17 protein-coding genes are annotated in these 21,403 nt (G+C 61.7%); 6 read left to right on the top strand and 11 right to left on the bottom strand.

Annotation, left to right across the window (positions count from 1 at the left end; genetic code table 11):
* Positions 1–3: 3 nt before the first annotated feature.
* The gene (locus ACIP02_RS12840) at positions 4–1,284 is read right to left on the bottom strand and encodes an aspartate aminotransferase family protein (RefSeq protein WP_400616977.1); all 1,281 of its coding nucleotides are present in this window, start codon (positions 1,282–1,284) and stop codon (positions 4–6) included.
* Positions 1,285–1,495: 211 nt separating this feature from the next.
* Between ACIP02_RS12840 and ACIP02_RS12835 the strand changes: the two genes are divergently transcribed.
* On the top strand, positions 1,496–2,419 hold the full coding sequence (locus ACIP02_RS12835; protein ID WP_201206354.1) for a LysR family transcriptional regulator: 924 nt from the start codon (positions 1,496–1,498) through the stop codon (positions 2,417–2,419).
* A gap of 362 nt (positions 2,420–2,781) precedes the next feature.
* Here ACIP02_RS12835 and ACIP02_RS12830 read toward each other — a convergent pair whose 3' ends face one another.
* The 9 genes from ACIP02_RS12830 to bioB form a co-directional block, all read right to left on the bottom strand.
* Positions 2,782–4,560, bottom strand: coding sequence for an acyl-CoA dehydrogenase C-terminal domain-containing protein (locus ACIP02_RS12830; protein ID WP_400616974.1), 1,779 nt, complete (start codon positions 4,558–4,560; stop codon positions 2,782–2,784).
* Positions 4,561–4,684: 124 nt separating this feature from the next.
* Positions 4,685–5,968, bottom strand: coding sequence for a diguanylate cyclase (locus ACIP02_RS12825; protein ID WP_400616971.1), 1,284 nt, complete (start codon positions 5,966–5,968; stop codon positions 4,685–4,687).
* A 290-nt stretch (positions 5,969–6,258) separates the two neighbouring features.
* A complete protein-coding gene (locus ACIP02_RS12820) occupies positions 6,259–8,064 on the bottom strand; it encodes a phenylacyl-CoA dehydrogenase (protein ID WP_400616968.1) in 1,806 nt (601 codons plus the stop codon).
* A 286-nt stretch (positions 8,065–8,350) separates the two neighbouring features.
* Complete coding sequence (locus tag ACIP02_RS12815) at positions 8,351–8,647, bottom strand: pyrroloquinoline quinone biosynthesis protein PqqE (protein WP_400616965.1); 297 nt, start codon at positions 8,645–8,647, stop codon at positions 8,351–8,353.
* A gap of 210 nt (positions 8,648–8,857) precedes the next feature.
* Positions 8,858–9,538: a dethiobiotin synthase gene (bioD, locus tag ACIP02_RS12810; RefSeq protein ID WP_400616963.1), complete on the bottom strand. Its 681-nt coding sequence runs from the start codon at positions 9,536–9,538 to the stop codon at positions 8,858–8,860.
* Between the two features lie 10 nt (positions 9,539–9,548).
* On the bottom strand, positions 9,549–10,367 hold the full coding sequence (gene bioC, locus ACIP02_RS12805; protein ID WP_400616960.1) for a malonyl-ACP O-methyltransferase BioC: 819 nt from the start codon (positions 10,365–10,367) through the stop codon (positions 9,549–9,551).
* Positions 10,360–11,091, bottom strand: a complete 732-nt coding sequence (locus tag ACIP02_RS12800; protein WP_400616957.1) for an alpha/beta fold hydrolase — start codon at positions 11,089–11,091, stop codon at positions 10,360–10,362. The genes bioC and ACIP02_RS12800 overlap by 8 nt, the downstream gene beginning before the upstream one ends.
* Positions 11,084–12,256 carry an 8-amino-7-oxononanoate synthase gene (bioF, locus tag ACIP02_RS12795; RefSeq protein ID WP_400616955.1) on the bottom strand — a complete coding sequence of 391 codons (1,173 nt, stop codon included), beginning with the start codon at positions 12,254–12,256 and terminating at the stop codon, positions 11,084–11,086. The genes ACIP02_RS12800 and bioF overlap by 8 nt, the downstream gene beginning before the upstream one ends.
* A gap of 1 nt (position 12,257) precedes the next feature.
* A complete protein-coding gene (gene bioB, locus ACIP02_RS12790; protein WP_016497669.1) occupies positions 12,258–13,316 on the bottom strand; it encodes a biotin synthase BioB in 1,059 nt (352 codons plus the stop codon).
* A 90-nt stretch (positions 13,317–13,406) separates the two neighbouring features.
* Here bioB and ACIP02_RS12785 point away from each other — a divergent pair, with 90 nt between their 5' ends.
* The 5 genes from ACIP02_RS12785 (at position 13,407) to rarD (ending at position 20,093) form a co-directional block, all read left to right on the top strand.
* Positions 13,407–14,138 carry a ComF family protein gene (locus tag ACIP02_RS12785; protein WP_400616952.1) on the top strand — a complete coding sequence of 244 codons (732 nt, stop codon included), beginning with the start codon at positions 13,407–13,409 and terminating at the stop codon, positions 14,136–14,138.
* Positions 14,139–14,308: 170 nt separating this feature from the next.
* Positions 14,309–15,073, top strand: a complete 765-nt coding sequence (locus ACIP02_RS12780) for a TOBE domain-containing protein (RefSeq protein ID WP_400616949.1) — start codon at positions 14,309–14,311, stop codon at positions 15,071–15,073.
* A gap of 163 nt (positions 15,074–15,236) precedes the next feature.
* Positions 15,237–16,211, top strand: coding sequence for a serine/threonine protein kinase (locus ACIP02_RS12775; RefSeq protein WP_400616947.1), 975 nt, complete (start codon positions 15,237–15,239; stop codon positions 16,209–16,211).
* Between the two features lie 334 nt (positions 16,212–16,545).
* Positions 16,546–19,035: a hypothetical protein gene (locus tag ACIP02_RS12770; RefSeq protein WP_400616945.1), complete on the top strand. Its 2,490-nt coding sequence runs from the start codon at positions 16,546–16,548 to the stop codon at positions 19,033–19,035.
* 170 nt (positions 19,036–19,205) lie between these two features.
* A complete protein-coding gene (gene rarD, locus ACIP02_RS12765) occupies positions 19,206–20,093 on the top strand; it encodes an EamA family transporter RarD (RefSeq protein WP_400616943.1) in 888 nt (295 codons plus the stop codon).
* A gap of 350 nt (positions 20,094–20,443) precedes the next feature.
* On the opposite strand, the gene ACIP02_RS12760 is transcribed toward rarD, so the two are convergent.
* Complete coding sequence (locus ACIP02_RS12760; RefSeq protein ID WP_400616941.1) at positions 20,444–20,962, bottom strand: glycine cleavage system protein R; 519 nt, start codon at positions 20,960–20,962, stop codon at positions 20,444–20,446.
* Positions 20,963–21,403: the final 441 nt, after the last annotated feature.

Raw genomic sequence — 21,403 nt, 5'->3', positions numbered from 1 at the left:
CACTTAAGCCGGCACTTCGCGGCGGGCCTGCTGCTGGGCATGCAGGCGGGCAAAGGCGCGCGCCAGGCGCAGCAGCATTTCGTCGATGTTGCCCTTGCTCACGGTCAGTGCCGGCGAGAAGCGCACCACATCCGCTTGCGGCGCGTTCAGCAGCAGGCCTTCATGCAGGGCCGCCGCCACCAGCTCGCGGGCCAGGTTTTCCTTCAGTTGCAGCGCCCATAGCAGGCCTTGCCCGCGTACTTCCCCCTGGCCATAGCGCCCGGCCAAGCGGCTGAGGCCTTCGCGCAGGTGGCGGCCGTGGTCTTGCACCTGGGCGAAGAACCCAGGCTCCTGCACGGTATCCAGTACGGCCAGGCCCGCAGCACACATTAGCGCGTTGCCGTGGTGGCTCCCTTCCAGCTCGCCAGGTTCGGCGCAGCACGCCGTCCCGCGGGCCAACAAGGCGGCCAGGGGCACGCCGCCGCCCAGGCCCTTGCCCAGGGTGATGATGTCGGCACGCACGCCATAGGTCTCTTCGGCCAGCAGCGCACCGCAACGGCCAATACCGGTCTGCACCTCGTCGAGGATCAGCAATATGCCCAGTTCGCGGCAGAGCGTTTCCACACCCTTGAGGTATTCCTGGGTAGCCGGGATTACCCCGGCCTCGCCCTGGATCGGTTCGAGCATGATCGCCACCGTGCGCGAGTCCACCTCGGCGTGCAGCGCCGCCAGGTCATTGAACGGCACCTTGCTGAAGCCCGGCAGGCCGGGTTCGCAGCGGTTGCATGGTAGCGGGTCGGACGCCGACAGCGCACCCAGGCTGCGGCCGTGGCAGGCCTGGCTGGCGGTGATGATGTGATAGGCGCCGTTGCGGTGCAGCTGGCCCCATTTACGCGCCAACTTGATGGCCCCCTCGCAGGCCTCGGCACCGCTGTTGAGCAGGTAGGCCTGGTCGCTGCCAGTGCTCTGGCACAGGCGGTTGACCAGGGCCAGCAGGCCGCGGCTATGGAAGCCCGCGCCCGGGTTGATCAGCGCCTGGGCCTGGTTACCCAGTGCCTTTACCAGCACGCTGGGGCTATGGCCCAGGCTGTTGACTGCACCACCCTGGGTGAAGTCCAGGTAGGCATGCCCTTCGCTGTCCCACAACCACGAACCCTGACCACGCACGAAGACCTGCGCCGCGCGTTCGGCGCTTGGCATCAGGCAATCACGCGACAGCTCGGCGGCTGGCGGCACCATCATTGGCGCCCGCTTAGGCTCGGCGGCCGCAGCAGGGGCCGAGCGGCGCAGGTTGAACAGGTTCATCAGGGCTCCAGCCAATGCACGGTAAGGGGCGGGCACGGGGCGGTCTTGGTGCCGCCGCTCGATATTTTGCCTTGCCTATCAAAAGTGTTTTTCATCCGGGGTAACAATCGGCCGATTGATCGCTGTAACCCATTGGAATACGGCGATAGACTAGGCTTCACGAAGGTTTACGACCATTTCGTTTTTCCAGCATTTTCGATAAGTGTTACTTATGGATTTCCGCCAACTGCGTTATTTCGTCGCGGTGTACGAAGAAGGCCACGTCGGCCGCGCCGCCGAGCGCCTGTCGCTGTCCCAGCCGGCGCTTTCCCAGCAGATTCGCCAGCTGGAACACAGCCTCGACCTGAGCCTGTTCGAACGCAGCAACAAGCGCCTTTTGCCTACTCTGGCGGCGCACACCCTGTACAACCATGCGTTGCCGTTGCTTGACGGCCTGCAGCGTGCCCACGAGGCCATGCGCAACTTCAAGGGCCAGTCACTGCGCACCTTGGCCATCGGGGTGTTGCAGACCGTGCGGCCGAGCCTGGTGCCGCAGTTGCTGGAACGGCTGCGCAAGGCACAGCCGCACCTTGTGGTTCAGATATACGAGTTGTCGGGGTTGGAGATCGAACGGCGCTTGCTCAACGGCAGTCTGGACATCGGCATCAGCTACCTGCCGCCGCGTCAGCCAGGGCTGCATGGCCTGCTCCTGTACGAGGACGAACTGCAACTGGTGATCCCCGATACCCACCCGCTGAAGGATTTCAAGAAGGTGTCCATCCGCCAGGCCGCTGAATTGCCCATGCTGATGCTGGGCGAGGAGTTTCAGATACGCCAGATCTGGCAGGCGCAACTGGCCAGCCAAGGGCGGCGGCCGCAGGTACAGGCAGAAATGAACAACATGGCGGGGATTCTCGACAGCCTGGCGCACACGGCGCTGGCGACCATTTTGCCGGGCCGGGCCAAGGAAGCGGCAGAGGATGACCAAGGGCTGCTGTGGAAGCCGCTAAGCGAGCCACGGGTGCCGCTGAAGGTTGGCCTGGTGTTCCGCGATGCACAGCGCCAGCAGGCCTCGGTGGAGCTGCTGCGCACGCTGCTGGAGGAAGAAACAGACGCCCGCCTGCTGGGGGCATCGCCGCTGGATGTGCTGGGCTGAAAAAACACGCGCACAAAGAAAACCCCGCCGAAGCGGGGTTTTCCAGACTGTTTCCCTGTGACATCCGTATCGCCCCGCCGTCCTGGCAGGTGGTCCTTCGTCGCCGTCCTTAGTCTGTCCTTTGCGCTTCCTGCGCAACGTCCATGTGATAAAGATTAACCGTGGATCCAATCTGAGAACAGTGGTGAAAAGTCACCACGTCGTGTAGGAAAAAGCTTACACCGGGAATTGGGGCCGCTTTGCGGCCCATCGCGATACAAGGCCGCTCCTACAGGGGACCGCATCACCCTTACGGCTTGCGCTGTCCCTGTGTAGGAGCGGCCTTGCGTCGCGATGGGCTGCAAAGCAGTCACCATAAATCCTCAGAACTGCTCAGCCTCCAGCAGGTACAGTGACTCACTCCCCGCCTTCACCGAAGCCACCAGCGAATCCACCCGTGGCAGCAACCGCGCAAAGTAGAACCGCGCCGTGCCCAGCTTGCCGGAATAGAACGCCGCATCCCCCTCGCCCGCCTGCGCCGCGCGCGCCATCAGCGCCCACATGTAGCCATAGGCGACATAACCAAAGGCATGCAGGTACTCGACCGAGGCCGCGCCAATTTCATTCGGGTTACCCTTGGCCTGTTGCAGCACCCACTCGGTCAGCCCGTCGAGCTGGTCGAGCGCAGCGCCCAGCGGCCTGGCAAACGCATTCAGCTCGCTGCCCGCGCTGGCAACAAACTGGCGTATCTCGTCAGAGAACAGCTTGTAGTAGGCCCCGCCGCTGGCCACCACCTTGCGCCCCATCAGGTCGAGGGCCTGGATACCGTTGGTGCCTTCGTAGATCTGGGTGATGCGCACATCACGCACCAGTTGCTCCTGGCCCCACTCACGGATGTAACCATGCCCGCCGAACACCTGCTGGCCATGCACGGTGCACTCCAGGCCCAGGTCAGTGAGGAAGGCCTTGGCCACCGGTGTCAGCAGCGCCACCAGTTCTTCGCTGCGTTTGCGCACGCTGGCGTCTTCGCTGTACTTGGCACTGTCCAGCTGCATGGCAACGTAGGTAGAGAAGGCGCGGCCACCTTCGATGAGGGCCTTCATGGTCAACAGCATGCGGCGCACGTCCGGGTGGACGATGATCGGGTCGGCAGCCTTGTCCTTGGCTTGCGGGCCGGTCGGGGCACGGCTCTGCAGGCGGTCGCGGGCGTATTCCACCGCGTTCTGGTACGAGCGCTCGGCCGAAGCCAAGCCTTGGATGCCAACCCCCAGGCGCTCGTAGTTCATCATGGTAAACATGGCCGCCAGGCCCTTGTTCGGCTCACCGACAATGTAGCCGACGGCCTCGTCGAAGTTCATCACGCACGTGGCCGAAGCCTGGATGCCCATCTTGTGCTCGATAGAACCGCAGGTAGCCGGGTTGCGCGCGCCCAGGCTGCCTTCGTCGTTCACTAGGAACTTCGGCACCAGGAACAGCGAAATGCCTTTAGGCCCAGCCGGTGCATCCGGCAGCTTGGCCAGCACCAGGTGGATGATGTTTTCAGTCAGGTCGTGCTCGCCGCCAGTGATGAAAATCTTGGTTCCGCTGACCTTATAGCTGCCGTCGGCCTGTGGCTCGGCCTTGGTGCGGATAATGCCCAGGTCGGTGCCGGCGTGCGGCTCGGTCAGGCACATGGAGCCGGCCCACACGCCGGCGTACATGTTCGGCAGGTACTTTTGCTTCAGCGCTTCGCTGGCGTGGGCGTTTATCGACAGGCAGGCGCCGGCGGTCAGCATCGGGTACAGGCCGAAAGCCAGGCTGGAGGCGTTGACCATTTCCTCGACCTGGGCCGAGATGGCCTTGGGCATGCCCATGCCGCCGAACAGCGGGTCGCCGCCCACGCCTACCCAGCCGCCTTCGGCGTAGGTATTGTAGGCCTCGATGAAACCGGCCGGCGTGCGTACCGCGCCATTGTCCCAGTGGCAGCCTTCTTCATCGGCCGCGCGGCTGAGCGGTGCGATGGTCTTGGCGGTAACCTTGCCGGCTTCCTCCAGCACAGCCATGGCCGTGTCGGCGTCGACAACTTCGGCCAGCGCGGGCAACTGCGCCCACTGCTCGGCCACGTTGAAGACTTCATTCAGTACGAAGCGCATGTCGCGCAGGGGCGCTTTATAGTCAGCCATGACAACCTCTCGCTAGTCGGGTCGGGGCGGTCTCGGGGAACCGCGACACTGGGGTTGCTTGCAGTGTAACCGAACAACTTTTACGAGACATAGGGTCATCACTTGACCGTATAGTCTTCGTCGGTCACGCCATGCGAACAGCACCGCGTTGCGATTGTTGCCCATGCACCATGACACAATTGCGCCCTGCACCTTTGGCGCTGTACAGCGCCTGGTCGGCGGATTTCAGCACCGCTTCGGGGTTGCGATGATCGACCTGGCGCTCGGCCACACCAATACTGATGGTGACCGACACTGTGCCGCCGCTGCTGCCCGCGCGGCGTTGCCGCCCGGCGGTATCGTCCTGCGGGCGGTTGGGCTGATCGCGCAGGTGCATCACGTAGTTGGCGATCACCTCACGCACGGCCTCCACGTGCGGCACGCACTCTTCGGCAGTCTTGCCGGCAAACACCAGCGCAAACTCCTCGCCACCATAACGGTAGGCGCGGCCACCACCGGTGACCTTGGACAAGCGGCTGGCGACCAGGCGCAGCACCTGGTCGCCAACGTCATGGCCGTGGGTGTCGTTGAATTTCTTGAAGTGGTCGACGTCGGTCATGGCGATCACATAGTTGCGCCCCAGGCGCTGCATGCGCTCGTTCAACGCACGACGCCCCGGCAAGCCGGTCAGTTCGTCACGGAAGGCCATCTGGTAAGCCTCGTGCGCCACGGCTGCGGCAATCATCAGCATCACCTGGCTGCACATGATGTTCAGGGTGAACGGCAAGATGAAGGTCTGCGGCAGCATCCAGAAAATCCCCAGCAGGCCGATCAGCTGCGCTGCGTGCAACGGCCGCGGGGCACACAGGTATTGCACCACCAGCAGGATAAACACCACGAGGAACAGCGGGTACACCATCTGGATCAGGCTCATCCACTGGCCATGCAAGGCCGGCCAGCGAATCTCCGCCAGCCAGGTCAGCAGCGCTTCGGGGTAGCTTTGCTCCAGGGCTATGGCCACGCTGGCCATGGCGAACAGCACAGCGCCGCGGGCGACCAGGTCCTGCAGCAGGTGGGTACGCTCCTGCCAGGCGCCATACAGGCCGAACAACGCAGGCAGCAGCAGGCACACCAGGTGGAAGATCACCGCCGCGTCCTCACGCACGCGGCCATGGTCGCGGTAGAAATCGGTCTGGGTATCGAGCAAGTAGTAGGCGATGTACACCGTGAGCATCAGGAACAGCTCACGCTGGCGGCGGTAGACCGCGCAGTAGGCGCCGCCAAGCAGCAGAACCAAGGTAGGCAGGACATTGAACAGCGATGTGAAGAAGACACTAAGGTCTCTTACATAAGCTGCGGCGAGCCCTGCCAGCAACAAGAACAGCGAAGGCAGGAAGTGGCTTGCGCGTACAGCGTTAAGACGAAACAAGGGTATCTCCAACCCGGCAGATCAATAGTGGCATTGTGCCCTTACTTCATCGGCAGCGCACATGAACAGTTGAATATCAGTTCAGACGCGATCCTTTGTAGGAGCGGCCTTGTGTCGCGATCGGGCTGCGAAGCGGCCCCAGATTTCAGCTTCGCCACTACTACCGCCGGGGCCGCTGCGCGGCCCGATCGCGACACAAGGCCGCTCCTACAAAGGGACCGCGCTGAGCCTGAAAAATAAAAAACCCGCCTGCCGGTGAGGGCAGGCGGGTCTTGGCTACAGCGGTAGGATCAGTAAGACAGGCCGAAATGCTCTTCGTCCATCGCCATCAGGTTGTTGGCACCCGACAGCATGGTCGCCACATGGGTACGGGTACGCGGCAGGATACGCTGGAAGTAGAAGCGCGCCGTCTGCAGCTTGGCGGTGTAGAACGCCTCTTCGCTGGTGCCGGCAGCCAGTTTCTCGGCAGCCAGGCGGGCGATGTCGGCCCAGAAGTAGGCCAGGCAGGCGTAGCCGGAATACATCAGGTAATCGACCGAGGCGGCACCCACTTCTTCACGGTCCTTCATGGCAGCCATGCCCACTTTCATGGTCAGCTCGCCCCACTCCTTGTTGATCGCGGCCAGTGGCTCGACGAACTCCTTGAGCGTTTCGTTACCTTCCTGCGCCTGGCAGAACTTGTGCACGATCTTGGTGAAGCCCTTCAGTGCTTCGCCTTGGGTCATCAGCACCTTGCGGCCGAGCAGGTCGAGGGCCTGGATACCAGTGGTGCCTTCGTACAGCATCGAAATACGGCTGTCGCGCACGTTCTGCTCCATGCCCCACTCGGCGATGAAGCCGTGGCCGCCGTAGATCTGCACGCCGTGGTTGGCAGCCTCGAAACCGACTTCGGTCATGAATGCCTTGGCAATCGGGGTCAGGAACGCCAGCAGGGCGTCGGCCTTCTTGCGCTCTTCTTCGTCCTGGCTGTACTTGACGATGTCTACCTGCTTGGCGGTGAAGTACACCATTGCACGGTTGCCTTCAGCGAAGGCCTTCATGGTCAGCAGCATGCGACGCACGTCCGGGTGGACGATGATTGGATCGGCAGCCTTGTCCGGCGCTTTCGGGCCAGTCAGGGAGCGCATCTGCAGGCGCTCACGGGCGTACTTCAGGCCACCCTGGAATGCCACTTCGGCGTGGGCCAGGCCTTGCAACGCGGTACCCAGGCGAGCAGTGTTCATGAAGGTGAACATGCAGTTCAGGCCTTTGTTGGCCGGGCCGATCAGGTAGCCGGTAGCGGCGTCGAAGTTCATCACGCAGGTGGCGTTGCCGTGGATGCCCATCTTGTGTTCGATCGAGCCGCAGCTCACGCCGTTGCGCTCGCCTACGCCGCCTTCGGCGTTGGGCAGGAATTTCGGCACGATGAACAACGAGATACCCTTGGTGCCGGCCGGTGCATCCGGCAGGCGGGCCAGGACGATATGGACGATGTTGTCGGCCATGTCATGTTCACCGGCCGAGATGAAGATCTTGGTGCCCGACACTTTGTAGCTGCCGTCGGCCTGTGGCTCGGCCTTGGTGCGCAGCATGCCCAGGTCGGTACCGCAGTGTGGCTCGGTCAGGCACATGGTGCCGGTCCATTCGCCGGACACCAGCTTGGTCAGGTAGGTGTGCTGCTGCTCGGCAGTACCGTGCGCAGAAATGGTGTTCATCGCGCCATGCGACAGGCCTGGGTACATGCCCCACGACCAGTTCGAACCACCGACCATTTCGCTCAGGGCCAGGCCCAGAGATTCCGGCAGGCCTTGGCCGCCGTGCTCGATGTCGTGCGCCAGGCTTGGCCAGCCGCCTTCGACGAACTGCTCGTATGCCGCCTTGAAGCCGGTTGGGGTTTTCACACCCGATTCGCTCCAGGTGCAGCCTTCCTGGTCACCCACACGGTTCAGCGGCGACAGCACCTGCTCACAGAACTTTGCGCCTTCTTCAAGGATCGCGTCGACCATGTCGGGCGTTGCGTCCTGGCAACCCGGCAGGCTCTGATAGTGCGCCTCGTAACCGAGCAGCTCGTCGCGAACGAAGCGGATATCACGCAAGGGGGCTTTGTAATCAGGCATTGCGATGAACCTCTAGGTGAGTTCTGTGGGGTGACCCGCGCAGGGCGCGCCGTCGATCAAACAGTTGTTTGAAACTTACGTTTAGCTCCGGCTTATGTCAAGGAGGGATCATGGTGTCATTTGCGCCACGGAAAATGGCAAATCAGCCAAGGCTTGGCAAGATCCCCTGTGGGAGCGGGTTCACCCGCGAATAGGCCCGCCCAGAAAATAGAGGTTTCTGGGCGGACGCATTCGCGGGTGAACCCGCTCCCACAGGGATTGCGGTAGGTTCGGGAGAGCCGCCGTATCAGGCGTAGGTATCGATGATCCGGCCGAGCATTTCGTCGGATGCCTTGACGACTTTTGCGCCAAGCTCGACCTCGGTCTTGCCCACCGCCTGTTGCACGATGCTGGTGGCGAGGTCCATTTGCTGGCTGCGGTCGACCGCGCGCAGGCGTTCGGCCTGAAAATCGCTGGACTGGCTGGTGGCGGTGCGTTCGGCGATGGTGTTGGCGATCTGGCCGGCTGCCTGATCGACGCGGTGCTGGCCGGCCTGGATAGCACTCAGGCCCGCGTAGTAGGCGGAGCTACCGGTGATTTCCATGTCAGGACTCCATTGACGCTGGATAGGAACACGCCCAATTAAAGCAGGCGATCAGTGAAAAGGCCCGTTTAAATCGCTAATGGCCTGGTGCCAGTTGATAGGCACTGAGTATTCCTGGGCCGGCCTTTCGCGGGTAAACCCGCTCCTACAACGGTTTGCATTCCCTTGTAGGAGCGGGTTTACCCGCGAAGAGGCCAGGCCTGCAAAAACCTAATCCAGCAAATCCAGCTGCAAATGCTCAGCCACCATATCGGCACTTGCCTGCTTCAGTTTGGGCACCCGCCCCAGGCAAGGCGCCGGCAGGCGCTCGGCCAGGCTGGCCAGGTTTTCTTCCAGCCGTGAAGTACGCGGCTCGATGATGTTCGCCACCCACCCCGCCAACTGCAGGCCATCGCGCTCGATCGCCTCGGCACTGAGCAAGGCATGGCTGATACACCCCAGCCGCACGCCCACCACCAGAATCACCGGCAACTGCAACGCCACGGCCAGGTCTGACAGGTTCTCCAGCCCTGACAACGGCACCCGCCAACCACCAGCGCCTTCAACCAAGCTGAAATCGGCATTCTGTTGCAGCACAGTGCGCATCGCCGCCAGCAACGCCGGCACGCCCAGCGTCACCCCCGCCTCACGCGCCGCCACATGCGGCGCAATCGCAGGCTCGAAGGCAAACGGGTTGACCTGCTCATACGGCAGCTTGATCGTGCTTTCATCGATCAGCGCCTGGGCATCGCTGTTGCGCAATCCTTTAGCCGTCATCGTGCAGCCAGAGGCCACCGGCTTTGCGCCCAGTGTGCTCATGCCCTGCAAGCGCGCCGCATGCAACAGCCCGGCGGCGATGGTGGTCTTGCCGACATCGGTATCGGTACCGGCAATGAAATAGGCCTGGCTCATCTCGCTCCCCTTACGCCTGTGGCTTGCGCAACACACCATAGACCACCTGATAGGTGGCCGGCAGCCCTGCAGGCTGGCGAAATGCTTCATAGGCCTGCAACAAACCCTGCATACGCGCCCGGCCGGTAAGGCCGGAAGGCCGCCCCGGGTTGAGATTGTGCGCGCCCAACGCCTTCAGTTCGTGGGTCAGGCTGCGAACATCCTGGTAATGCAAAACATGCGGGCAGCGTTGCAACTCAAGCTGTTCTAAGCCGCTGCTGGCACACAGCCGCTGGTAGTCCTCGAAACGGCGGAAGCGGTTTACATGCACCAGGCCATCGACCGCCTGCCAGCTGGCACGCAGTTCGTCGAGGGTACCCACGCACAGGCTGCTGAAGGCCAGCACGCCGCCCGGGCGCAGAACCCGCACTGCCTCGGCCAGCACACTGGCGAACGAGTCGCACCATTGCACGGCCAGGCTGGTAAACACCAGGTCGACGCTGGCATCGCGCAATGGCAAACGCTCGGCGTCGCCGGCCACGTAGTAGTGCGCCCCGCTTTGTTCATTGCGGGCATGGCGCAGCATGCCTTCGGCGATATCCACCGCCACACCGCTGGACTGGGCGAAACGTTCGGCCAGGATGCGGCTGAAATGGCCGGTACCGCTGCCCAGGTCCAGCCAGCGCGATGGCTGCAAGCCTGCCGGCAGTTGCCCCAACAGGCTCAAACCCACGGCGCGCTGAAACGCGGCCACGCTGTCGTAGCTGGCTGCAGCGCGGGAGAACGAAGCCGCGACCTGGCGTTTGTCAGGCAGTGCGCCGGGCAGGGTCGGACGGGAAAGGTCAGTCATCGCCACTCTCATGCAGGAAACTCTTGATGCCCGCCGCCAGCTCCTGCGGGTACTCCAGCAGGAACGCGTGGGAACTGTCTTCGACCAGGCCTACTTCAACATCAGGCAGCAACTCGCTCAGCGCCTTTGCCGCCTCTGCCGGCACCAGCGCATCGCTGCCGGCGAACAGGTGCAGTTGCGGGCCGTCGTAAGCCTGCAGTGCTGCACGGATGTCGAGCTGGGCCAGCACCTCAAGGCCCGTGGCCAGGTACAGCGGATCGGTGTCTGGTACCCCGACAGCCAGCTGGCGCAGCAAAGTACGCGGTTGCAAGGCACCATCGCTGCACAGGCTGCGAAAGCGCTTGAGGGTGACCTGGGTATGGCTGCGACAGCCATCGAGGAAGGTGCTGAAGGTGTCTTCGGCCATGCCATGCGGCCAGTCCGCGCGGGCAACGAAACGGGGGTTGCTGGCCAGGGTCAGCAAGCCGCAGCAGTGGTCGCCACGCTTGTGTGCCAGGGCGCTGGCGAGCATGCCGCCCAACGACCAGCCGCCTAGCCAGACATCACCCGGCACTTTGCGGTCGAGGTGTTCAAGCCAGGCCTCAACATCGCTGTGGGGCAATTCCGGCAGGGGCATCAGCTCTACCTGCAGGCGGGCATCCTGGGCACGCAGGCTGGCGGCCAGCGGTTGCAGTGAGGCAGTGCCCAGGCCCCAGCCGGGCAGCAGTACAAGACGATTACGCATCGGCGTTCTCCAACTGTGGATAACACTCGGCCAATGCATTCAACAATAGCTGCACCTGCGCCTGGCTGTGTGCGGCGCTCAGCGTCACCCGCAGACGGGCACTGCCCGCCGGCACGGTCGGCGGGCGGATGGCGGTGACCAGCAAGCCGCGCTCGCGCAACATGCGCGAGAGGCGCAGGGCCTGCGCACTGTCGCCAATCACGATCGGCTGGATCGGTGTGGGGCTGTCCATCAGTTCCAGGCCGATCTGCTGCGCGCCTTCACGGAACTGCCGAATCAACGCGGCCAGATGCTCGCGGCGCCAGCTTTCGCGGCGCAGCAGCTCCAGGCTCTTCAGCGTGGCGCAGGCCAGTGCCGGTGGCTGGCTGGTGGTGTAGATGTAGGGGCGGGCGAACTGCACCAGCGCCTCGATCAGTTCCTCGCTGCCGGCAACAAAGGCACCGGAAGTACCGCAGGCCTTGCCCAACGTGCCGATCAGCACCGGCACGTCATTCATGCCCAGGCCGAAGTGCTCGACAATGCCGCCACCCTGGGCACCGAGGGTACCCAGGCCATGCGCATCGTCGACCATCAGCCAAGCGCCACGGGCCCGGGCAACCTCGGCCAGCGCCGGCAGGTCGGCGAGGTCGCCGTCCATGCTGAACACACCGTCAGTCACCACCAGGGTGTTGCCGACCGCCTTGTCCAAGCGGCTGGCCAGGCTGGCCGGGTCGTTGTGCAGGTAACGGTTGAAACGGGCGCCGCTAAGCAGCCCGCCATCCAGCAGCGAGGCGTGGTTCAGGCGGTCTTGCAGCACCGTGTCGCCCTGCCCCAACAGCGCAGTGATTGCGCCCAGGTTGGCCATGTAGCCGGTGGAGAACAACAGCGCACGCGGGCGCCCGGTGAGTTCGGCCAACGCCTCTTCCACCTGGTGGTGCGGCGTGCTGTGGCCAATCACCAGGTGCGAGGCGCCGCCACCGACACCCCAGCGTTCGGCGCCGGCCTGCCAGGCAGTGATCACTTCGGGGTGATTGGCCAGGCCCAGGTAGTCATTACTGCAGAACGCCAGCAAACGCTGGCCATCTACGACCACTTCCGGGCCCTGCGGGCTTTCCAGCAGTGGCCGCTGCCGATACAGGTCTGCGGCACGCCGTTCGGCCAGGCGCGCCGCGAGGTCAAAGGCCATCTCAGGCCGACGCGGCGTTGTAGAACATCTCGCTGCTGCGCTGCTCGACCAGCGCCTGCTCGATGGCGGCCTGGTGCACTTCGTCGGCGTGCTCTTCACGCGCTTCGGGCTTGATGCCCAGGCGCGCGAACAGCTGCATGTCCTTGTCGGCCTGCGGGTTGGCAGTGGTCAGCAGTTTTTCGCCGTAGAAGATCGAGTTGGCGCCAGCCATGAAGGCCAATGCCTGCATCTGTTCGTTCATCTGCTCGCGGCCGGCGGACAGGCGCACGTGCGACTTGGGCATCAACAGGCGAGCCACAGCCAGCATGCGGATGAAATCGAACGGGTCGACGTCTTCTTCCTCGGCCAGGGGCGTACCGGCAACCTTGACCAGCATGTTGATCGGCACCGACTCCGGGTGCTCGGGCAGGTTGGCCAGCTGGATCAGCAGCCCGGCGCGGTCGTCCAGCGACTCGCCCATGCCAAGGATGCCACCGGAGCAGATCTTCATCCCGGCATCGCGTACGTAGGCCAAGGTCTGCAGGCGCTCGCTGTAGGTACGGGTGGTGATGATGCTGCCGTAGAACTCGGGCGAGGTGTCGAGGTTGTGGTTGTAGTAGTCCAGGCCGGCCTGGGCCAGGGCCGCAGTTTGCTCCTGGTCGAGCTTGCCGAGGGTCATGCAGGTTTCCAGGCCCATGGCTTTGACGCCTTTGACCATCTCCAGCACGTAGGGCATGTCTTTGGCCGACGGGTGCTTCCACGCCGCGCCCATGCAGAAGCGGGTGGAGCCGATGGCTTTGGCGCGGGCAGCCTCTTCCAGCACCTTCTGCACTTCCATCAGCTTCTGTTTTTCCAGCCCGGTGTTGTAGTGGCCGGACTGCGGACAATATTTGCAATCTTCCGGGCAGGCGCCGGTCTTGATCGACAACAGGGTGGAAACCTGTACGCGGTTCGGGTCGAAATGCGCGCGGTGCACGGTTTGCGCCTGGAACAGCAAGTCATTGAATGGTTGCTGGAACAGCGCCTTGACCTCGGCCAGGGACCAGTCGTGACGTGTTGTTGCAGTTGTGCTGGCGCTCATCGGCGTTTCCTTGTTTAGGCTGAAGCAGGCGCCGGGACAGGAAAGCCCGCCAGCGCATCACGGATAGCTCGCATAGTCATGGAAGGCCCTATGAACTGTCAACCTTACTGGAAAGCACTGGTTTACAAGTGCTCAATTATTAATCAGTCATGCTTATTGTGTGATGACCCTGCCGGGCAGCACTACCCGTTGTGCATGGCCTGCGAGCAGGAACTGCCCTGGCTGGGCGATCACTGCCAACATTGCGCGCTGTCCCTACCCATGGCTGGCCTTACCTGCGCTCAGTGTTGCCGGCGCTTACCGGCCTTTGAGCAGGTCATTGCGCTGTGGCATTTCGGCTTCCCGGTGGACACGCTGATCAGCCGCTTCAAGCACAACCGACACTGGCCAATGGGGCGGCTGATGGCCGAGCTGCTTGGGCACGGGGTGCTGCACCGGTTTGCCGAGGGGCTGCCCCGCCCCGACCTGCTGTTGCCTGTGCCCCTGGCCAGGCGTCGACTGCGCGAGCGGGGGTTCAATCAGGCGGGGATGCTTGGGCGCTGGTTGTCAGCGCAGGTGGGGATACCTTGCGACGAGCGGTTGCTGCTGCGCACGCGGGAAACACCCGCGCAGCAACGACTGGACGCCAAGGCAAGGCGACGCAATTTGCGCCAGGCGTTTGCGGTCACGGGTGGCGTGAAGGGTAAACATGTCGCCATTGTCGATGATGTGCTTACCACCGGTGCTACGGCGCAGGCTATCGCCCAGGCGCTGCGCAAGGCCGGGGCGCAAAGAGTCGATGTGTATTGCCTGGCGCGTACGCCCAAGCCGGGGTATGTATGAGCATGCGCATCGCTCTGTGTAGGAGCGGCCTTGTGTCGCGATCGGGCTGCGCAGCAGCCCCAGCGATCTCTGCCCGGGCAGAAAACCTGGGGCCGCTTCGCGCCCCTTTCGCGACACAAGGCCGCTCCTACACACTATCCACCTTCAGGCCCCACAACGACCAAATGCCCATGCCCCTACCCACCCTCCTCACCCAGCACATCGCCCGCCGCCCACAGCGCATCGCGCTGCTGCAGCACATCGCCGAACAAGGCTCGATCACCCGTGCTGCCAAGGCCGCAGGCATCAGCTACAAGGCCGCTTGGGACGCCATTGACGAGCTAAACAACCTGGCCAGCCAGCCCTTGGTCGAGCGCAGCACGGGTGGCCGCGGCGGTGGCGGTGCGCGCTTGTCGGCGGAGGGCGAGCGGGTGCTGCGCCTGTATCAAAGGTTAAAGGCGTTGCAGGCGCAAATCCTCGAGGCCGCTGAAGAGTCCAGCGACCTCGACCTGCTCGGGCGCCTGATGCTGCGCACCAGCGCGCGCAACCAGCTGCAGGGCCAGGTCAGCGGTTTGCGCCGTGAGGGCCGATATGACCGGGTCAGTCTGGCACTGGGTAGCGGGCTAGAGATTGACGCGCTGATCACGCACGACAGCACCGCGCGGCTGGAGCTGACGCTGGGGACGATGGTCGTAGCGCTGCTGAAGGCAGGGTGGGTACGGTTGCTGACGGAAAGGGAAGAGGCTGAGGCCGGGAGCAATTGCCTGCAGGCGACGGTTGAGGAAGTGCTGACAGATGCTGATGGGGCCAGTGAAGTCAGACTGGCGTTGGGTAATGGGCAGACATTGTGTGCCATTGCAGAGGCTGATTGGCTGGTCGGGCAGCAGGTGGTGGATGGCAGCGCGGTGCGGGTGCAGTTTCATCCCTCTTATGTGTTGATCGGGGTTCCTGCGTAGCCTGGCCGCGCTGTGCGCGGTTCGCGGGCTTGCCCACTCCAACAAGGATGGCGCGGGCCTTGAACCCTGCACGGAACCTGTGGGAGCGGGCTTGCCCGCGAAGAGGCCAGCACAGGTATAACGCTGTACCATGGGCCCCATGCCGCTTACCCCCGGAGCCCCCATGTCCCACCCCTTCGACACCCTCACCCCCGACCTGGTCCTGGACGCCGTGGAAAGCCTAGGCTTTCTCAGCGACGCCCGGGTGCTGGCACTGAACAGCTATGAGAACCGCGTCTACCAGGTGGGCATCGAAGATGCGCAGCCACTGATCGCCAAGTTCTACCGCCCAGGCCGCTGGAGCGATGCGGCGATCCTCGAAGAGCACAGCTTCACCGCCGAACTGGCCGACTGCGAAGTACCGGTGGTGGCGCCCATGCAGCACGACGGCCGCACCCTGTTCGAACACCAGGGCTTCCGTTTCACCCTGTTCCCACGCCGTGGCGGCCACGCCCCGGAGCCGGGCAACCTCGACCAACTGTACCGCCTCGGCCAACTGCTAGGCCGGCTGCATGCCGTGGGCGCCAGCAAACCGTTCGCGCACCGCGAAGCGCTGGCTGTGGACAACTTCGGCCATGCCTCACTGAACACCTTGCTGGAGGGCGGTTTTGTCCCGCGCGAGCTGCTACCGGCGTTCGAGTCCGTGGCCCGCGACCTGCTCAAACGCGTCGAGGACATCTACGCGCGCACCCCGCACCAGCTCATTCGCCTGCATGGCGACCTGCACCCCGGCAACCTGATGCACCGCGACGAGGTGTACCACGTGGTCGACCTCGACGACTGCCGCATGGGCCCGGCCGTGCAAGACCTGTGGATGATGCTGGCCGGCAGCCGCGAAGAACGCTTGGGGCAACTTGCCGAACTGATCGACGGCTACAACGAGTTCCACGACTTCGACCCTCGCGAACTGGCCCTGATCGAACCGCTGCGCACCTTGCGCCAGCTGCACTACAGCGCCTGGCTGGCACGGCGCTGGGACGACCCGGCATTCCCGCGCAGCTTCTCCTGGTTCGGCCAGCCACGCTACTGGGGCGACCAGATTCTCGCCCTGCGCGAGCAAATGGCGGCACTGGATGAACCACCGCTGAAGCTATTCTAGGCCTTGTATCAGAAAAAACGCGGCTGACACTCCGTAACGCGCCAGCCGGCAGGCGACATGCCGGCACCTTGCTCTGCAACTTGCTTACCCGTTGTACCTAGTATTTTTGCCAGTAGGCAAGGCCGAAGGCTGGGTGTAAAAAACGCTCAGGTCAGCATGGGAATGCCCATAACTAATCAAACAGACTTTGGTATTGCTGGACGGCTTCTGACTTCCGAGCAGACTTGTTCATAGAAACAGATTGACTTCGCGCATCAACATCAACGCGCGCGACGACGAACGTCAACGAGTTGAACATCTCACCACGTACCAACACGACACGGCAGGCGGGTATATGACTGATATTATTGGACCGGACCAATGTAATTCACCCACGAACAACTCGACTGAACAGTCTCTCGAAAAGCTATTAGAGGAATTGGGCAAGGCTCGCAAGAACTTCGGCTATCCCATAATCGTCGCCTTCGATAGAAAAACAGCGAACCACGTGCTGAAGCAGGAGTTCATCGAACGTTATTCGGGCGGGCTTTTTCTGGACCCGATGAACAGCGAAGTAGATTTGGAACCCGGCGTATCCTATCACCAGCTTAACGATTTTTGCCTGGACGAGCCCAGGCTGTCGTTTGAAAATGCAGACCTGAGTGGCTCCAAAGCCGCACTGATGATGCGAACCGTGCGGGGTAAGCAACTTCAACTAAGCCAAGCAACAGGCAGTACGCGCAGGCGCGTGACCCGGTTGGCGGAGGCAACGCCTGTCAATGGTCCGTCGCTTGTATTTGACATTGAACTGCAAAACACATACGGGGAAATTTCAGATGAGGGCAGGGTCTACTTTCAGTTTACTGCGGGCAAGAACTACGAGTTCTATGGCGGCGTTACGCAGTTTGAAATCGACAAGCTCGGCCAACATTTCAAGCAATATTTCGAGGGCATGTCTATCGATCCAGGAGGTAGGGCCAAGATTGAGTACACGTTGGGGCGGATTGCCGCTACGGAAAGCTCTGCCTTGAAGCCACACAAGTTTTCAATCCGCACCCATGGCGCACTGGGTTCGACGCTTCGAAACACGGAAAATTTTGGTGATGGCGCAGTTGTACTATTTGTCGAGCTAGAAGGCTTCGACAGTGACGATGCCGTCCCTCCAGACGAGAACAGAAAGCTTCCATATCTTTTGCCGGAAGGCTTCAGTGCGAGCGTGCTACTCAACTCAAACTTCGTTGTAGCGAACCTGATAGTTCCACAGTTAAAGTCAAGCGCCTCATCGGTTCGTCAGCTTGACTGGAAAGCAATACATGCCAACAACTCGCAGGACATCGAATACATAGCCACCGGCAAATTCGAAATCCCCGAGATGAAGTATGGAAGAATCGGTCACGACTACTTCAGGTTTTATGCAAAGGCTTTTGAATATGTCGCACCTACCAAAGAAAACACCAAAGAAAAACTCAGAATAAAATATGACAAAGAAAGACTGGTTATTGACTGGAATGGAACCACCGACACATACGCCGAGGGGACCTGGGGCTGGGATGCAAACCCTGGTGTATCGCCGGGCAGACTGATTACCACATGGCGCTTCGAACATAGATTCAAGGTCTCCGTAAAGGACCATAAAATAATAATTACCAGAGACGGCGGAAGTGAAACATTCAACTGGCATGTGACTGACAAGCTAGACGAAGCCTTGGACGATAAAAACCAGCACATAAGGGAATTCATAGAAGACAGCTTAAAGCAAAACTTCCAGGAATTTCTGTTTGACGTGAACGAATCCTTCGGAGAAATAAGTCCGGAAATAGATACCTTCATCCTGTCATCACTGCTGTTCCGAAATTCACAGATCACCCTTGATTCCGCACATTGGCCCAATGATGTGGCTGCCATAGGTGCCCTGGCGCCTGATCGAAATAAATTCACCCTTGTCAGGGGGGACAACAAGCCTATCGACAAAGGCGAAACCAGCATTCTGGCCGGTGGGAACATACCCTTCAGGACCGACCCCGCCACAGATGTAACCTGGAGCGTGCGCCACCTGCCTGACTATGAAGGTGACAACCCGCCAGGAACGATCAACCCGACTACCGGGGCTTACACTGCGCCCGCCGCTGACGAATTCAAAGGTACTCACCTCAAGGTCATCGTTACCGCCCAAAAAGGCACTGAGGTTTCTCATGCTTTGGTAAGTGTGCTACGCACCAGTGTCAGTATTTACCCATCCATCGCCACCGTGAACCTCAATGCTTACACCGACATCATTGCAGGCGAGATGAATGGAAACGCTATTACATGGAAAGTCGAAGGTCTTGGCAGCTTCAGGGCCCGCCCGAAAAACGACCCGCTGGCTCAGGCAAACAACCGTTACTATGCCCCGGACCCCCTACAAGTTCCGAAATGGAATGAGAGCATGCCCGTTGTCGACCAGGTGATGCGTCATAGCAAAGTGGTTGTCAGCAGCGGCAATAGCCAAAAAGTTGTCGACATACTGCTACCCATTGAAATCGAAGGGGCATATTGGCTAGTCGCGAAGGCGCATGACAAGGGCGTGAAATTCGAATTCTGGGTAAGAAATAAAGGCGGCCAAGAGTTACAAGTACCCGAGGAGCAAACGTCCTGGCATGTACGTGTCGGCAATGGCACGATCGAGAAGGGCATTTACACGCCGAATCCGAACAAGACAGAAGAGTACGCGGTCATCGTAGCAATGGACGAGAACTCATTCATCCCTGCATACGCCAGCATGATCTTGCCACTGCCCTTCATCGACGTGAAGCAGTTCCTGGCGCTGCATGCGCCTGATGAAGCCAAGGCAATTGCCAATCAGTAGCACAGCAGCCGGCAGTGATCGAAGCAGCGATCATTGCCGGTTCTTTCATCCCTCCACACCGATAATCAGGGCTTGGCCCTGATTATTGCACTGCATAGTCACTGCATAGCTCGCCAACCTGTGCTGAAATAGCCCGACGCTTTATTTAGCTACCTAAGCAAGGATTCTGCATGCACGCCGCCAACCCGCGTCGCGGGTACATCCTGGGCCTGAGCGCCTACATCATCTGGGGCCTGTTCCCCATTTACTTCAAGGCCATCCAGAGCGTCCCGGCGGTGGAAATCATCGTCCACCGGGTGCTCTGGTCGGCACTGTTCGGCTCGCTTCTGCTGCTGGTGTGGAAACACCCTGGCTGGTGGCGCGAGCTGCGCGACAACCCGCGCCGGCTGGCCATTCTGGCCCTGAGCGGTGCGCTGATCGCCGGTAACTGGCTGACCTACGTGTGGTCGGTGAACAACGGCCGCATGCTCGAGGCCAGCCTGGGCTATTACATCAACCCGTTGATCAACGTGCTGCTGGGCATGCTGCTGCTTGGCGAGCGCCTGCGCCGCCTGCAATGGCTGGCAGTTGGCATGGCCGCCGTGGGCGTGGCCCAGCAGGTGTGGCAGGTGGGTAGCCTGCCGTGGGTGTCGCTGGTGCTGGCGCTGAGCTTTGGCTTTTATGGGCTGATCCGCAAGCAGGCGCCGGTGGCGGCACTGCCGGGGCTTGTGGTGGAAACCTGGATGCTGGTGCCGCTGGCCCTCGGCTGGCTGCTGCTGCACCCGGCGGCGATGAGTGCCCAGGGCGCGTTCTACACCAGCAGCGAAGCGCTGTGGCTGATGGCTGCAGGGCCGGTGACGCTGGTACCGCTGGTGTGCTTCAACGCGGCGGCGCGGCATTTGCCGTATACCACGCTGGGCTTCCTGCAATACCTGGCGCCGACCCTGGTGCTGCTGCAGGCGGTGCTGTTGTTCGATGAGCACTTGTCGTCGAGCAACCTGGTGGCGTTCATGTTCATCTGGGCAGGCTTGGCGATTTACAGCGTCGATGCCTGGTGGAATTTGCGCAAGCGTAGCTGATCAAAAAACGATCAAAACTCTGCAGGCCATGTAGTTTGTGGGCTGCAGAGACATCTCCAGAGGTTATCCACACCCTCGTCCCCGTGCTTTGTGCACAAGGTGCTGATGTTTGGGTGTTTTTTGAGCAAAGCTCTGCAGTAGGCGGATTGCCTGGGCTGGAGAGGTGAGCCCCCAGGTTATCCACAGGGCCTTCCCCGTGATATCGGGATAACCGCAGGGGGCCGCTTCGCGCCCCATCGCGACGCAAGGCCGCTCCTACATGGGTACGCGCTTACCCAGAGGCTACACATTCCCCTGTAGGAGCGGCCTTGCGTCGCGATGGGCCGCAGAGCGGCCCCGACAATCCCGGATCAATCCTCCGCCCGCAACTCCAACTCCACCATCAAGTCATCGGCAAGGCTTTCCAATTTCTGCTGCAGCTCATCTAACGGCAAGGTCAACGGCAACGCCAACAATGCATCCGCATGAAACAACGGCTCACTGCTCATCGGCGCCGGCCGCACCTCTGTGGAAAACCGCTCCACGTTCACCCCCAGCTCAGCCAGCAAGCGGGTAATGTCCCGTACGATCCCCGCCCGGTCATTGCCCACCAACTCCATGGCAATCGGTTTCCAGGTGCACGACGGCTCGATGCCGCTTTCGGCAATCAGCACACGAATGTCATAGCGGGCCAGCCCCTGCAGCGACGCCACCAGTTCATCGTAATTTTCAGCCGGCACCGCCACCCGCAGAATCCCGGCAAACTGCCCGGCCATGCGCGACATGCGGCTTTCCAGCCAGTTGCCACTGTGGTCGGCGACGCACTGGGCAATGCGTTCGACCTGGCCGGCCTTGTCAGGGGCAATCACAGTCAGTACAAGATGATCCACAAGCCCTTCCTCGTGTCGGACCGCGCGGGCGGCAGAAAATCGGGGGGATCGACTCAGTATAGGCAAGGCGCGGCAACCTGCCGCAGAGCACTCAGCACAACCAATCGTGTACTGTTTCAAGATTTATCTGGAACAATCCACCTGTTTTTTGCGAACATACCTACTCCCAGCGTGACCATACGCGACCAACGGGTCGCATAACGGCGCTTTTAGTCTGATTTTGCCCCGCCTACTGCTTCATGTAGTATCCCGTGGCGCGGACTACAAAACGTCGTTTGGATGTCTGCCAAGGCGCCTGTGAAAATACGCACACTGCCCGCCAGCCTGTCTGGCAGGCCGCACCCAGCCGCGCCCGGCACAACCCGGGAGCACGCACTGGTGCCGTGTTTAGAGAAGCGCTACAGGCTTAATACAGAAGAGCGAAATAGCTGAGCAGAGTGA

It is taken from the genome of Pseudomonas sp. NPDC089408, assembly GCF_044749445.1.
Lineage (GTDB): Bacteria > Pseudomonadota > Gammaproteobacteria > Pseudomonadales > Pseudomonadaceae > Aquipseudomonas.
This window is presented reverse-complemented; position numbering and strand designations above follow the sequence as displayed.

Bases quoted from the DNA above. Each gene is read 5' to 3' on its own strand.
- ACIP02_RS12800 (WP_400616957.1), bottom strand. From the start codon at position 11,091: ATGCGTAATCGTCTTGTACTGCTGCCCGGCTGGGGCCTGGGCACTGCC.
- ACIP02_RS12820 (WP_400616968.1), bottom strand. From the start codon at position 8,064: ATGCCTGATTACAAAGCCCCCTTGCGTGATATCCGCTTCGTTCGCGAC.
- bioD (WP_400616963.1), bottom strand. From the start codon at position 9,538: ATGAGCCAGGCCTATTTCATTGCCGGTACCGATACCGATGTCGGCAAG.
- ACIP02_RS12835 (WP_201206354.1), top strand. From the start codon at position 1,496: ATGGATTTCCGCCAACTGCGTTATTTCGTCGCGGTGTACGAAGAAGGC.
- bioB (WP_016497669.1), bottom strand. From the start codon at position 13,316: ATGAGCGCCAGCACAACTGCAACAACACGTCACGACTGGTCCCTGGCC.
- bioF (WP_400616955.1), bottom strand. From the start codon at position 12,256: ATGGCCTTTGACCTCGCGGCGCGCCTGGCCGAACGGCGTGCCGCAGAC.
- ACIP02_RS12775 (WP_400616947.1), top strand. From the start codon at position 15,237: ATGTCCCACCCCTTCGACACCCTCACCCCCGACCTGGTCCTGGACGCC.
- ACIP02_RS12770 (WP_400616945.1), top strand. From the start codon at position 16,546: ATGACTGATATTATTGGACCGGACCAATGTAATTCACCCACGAACAAC.
- ACIP02_RS12780 (WP_400616949.1), top strand. From the start codon at position 14,309: ATGCCCCTACCCACCCTCCTCACCCAGCACATCGCCCGCCGCCCACAG.
- ACIP02_RS12830 (WP_400616974.1), bottom strand. From the start codon at position 4,560: ATGGCTGACTATAAAGCGCCCCTGCGCGACATGCGCTTCGTACTGAAT.
- bioC (WP_400616960.1), bottom strand. From the start codon at position 10,367: ATGACTGACCTTTCCCGTCCGACCCTGCCCGGCGCACTGCCTGACAAA.
- ACIP02_RS12785 (WP_400616952.1), top strand. From the start codon at position 13,407: ATGAACTGTCAACCTTACTGGAAAGCACTGGTTTACAAGTGCTCAATT.
- ACIP02_RS12840 (WP_400616977.1), bottom strand. From the start codon at position 1,284: ATGAACCTGTTCAACCTGCGCCGCTCGGCCCCTGCTGCGGCCGCCGAG.
- ACIP02_RS12815 (WP_400616965.1), bottom strand. From the start codon at position 8,647: ATGGAAATCACCGGTAGCTCCGCCTACTACGCGGGCCTGAGTGCTATC.
- rarD (WP_400616943.1), top strand. From the start codon at position 19,206: ATGCACGCCGCCAACCCGCGTCGCGGGTACATCCTGGGCCTGAGCGCC.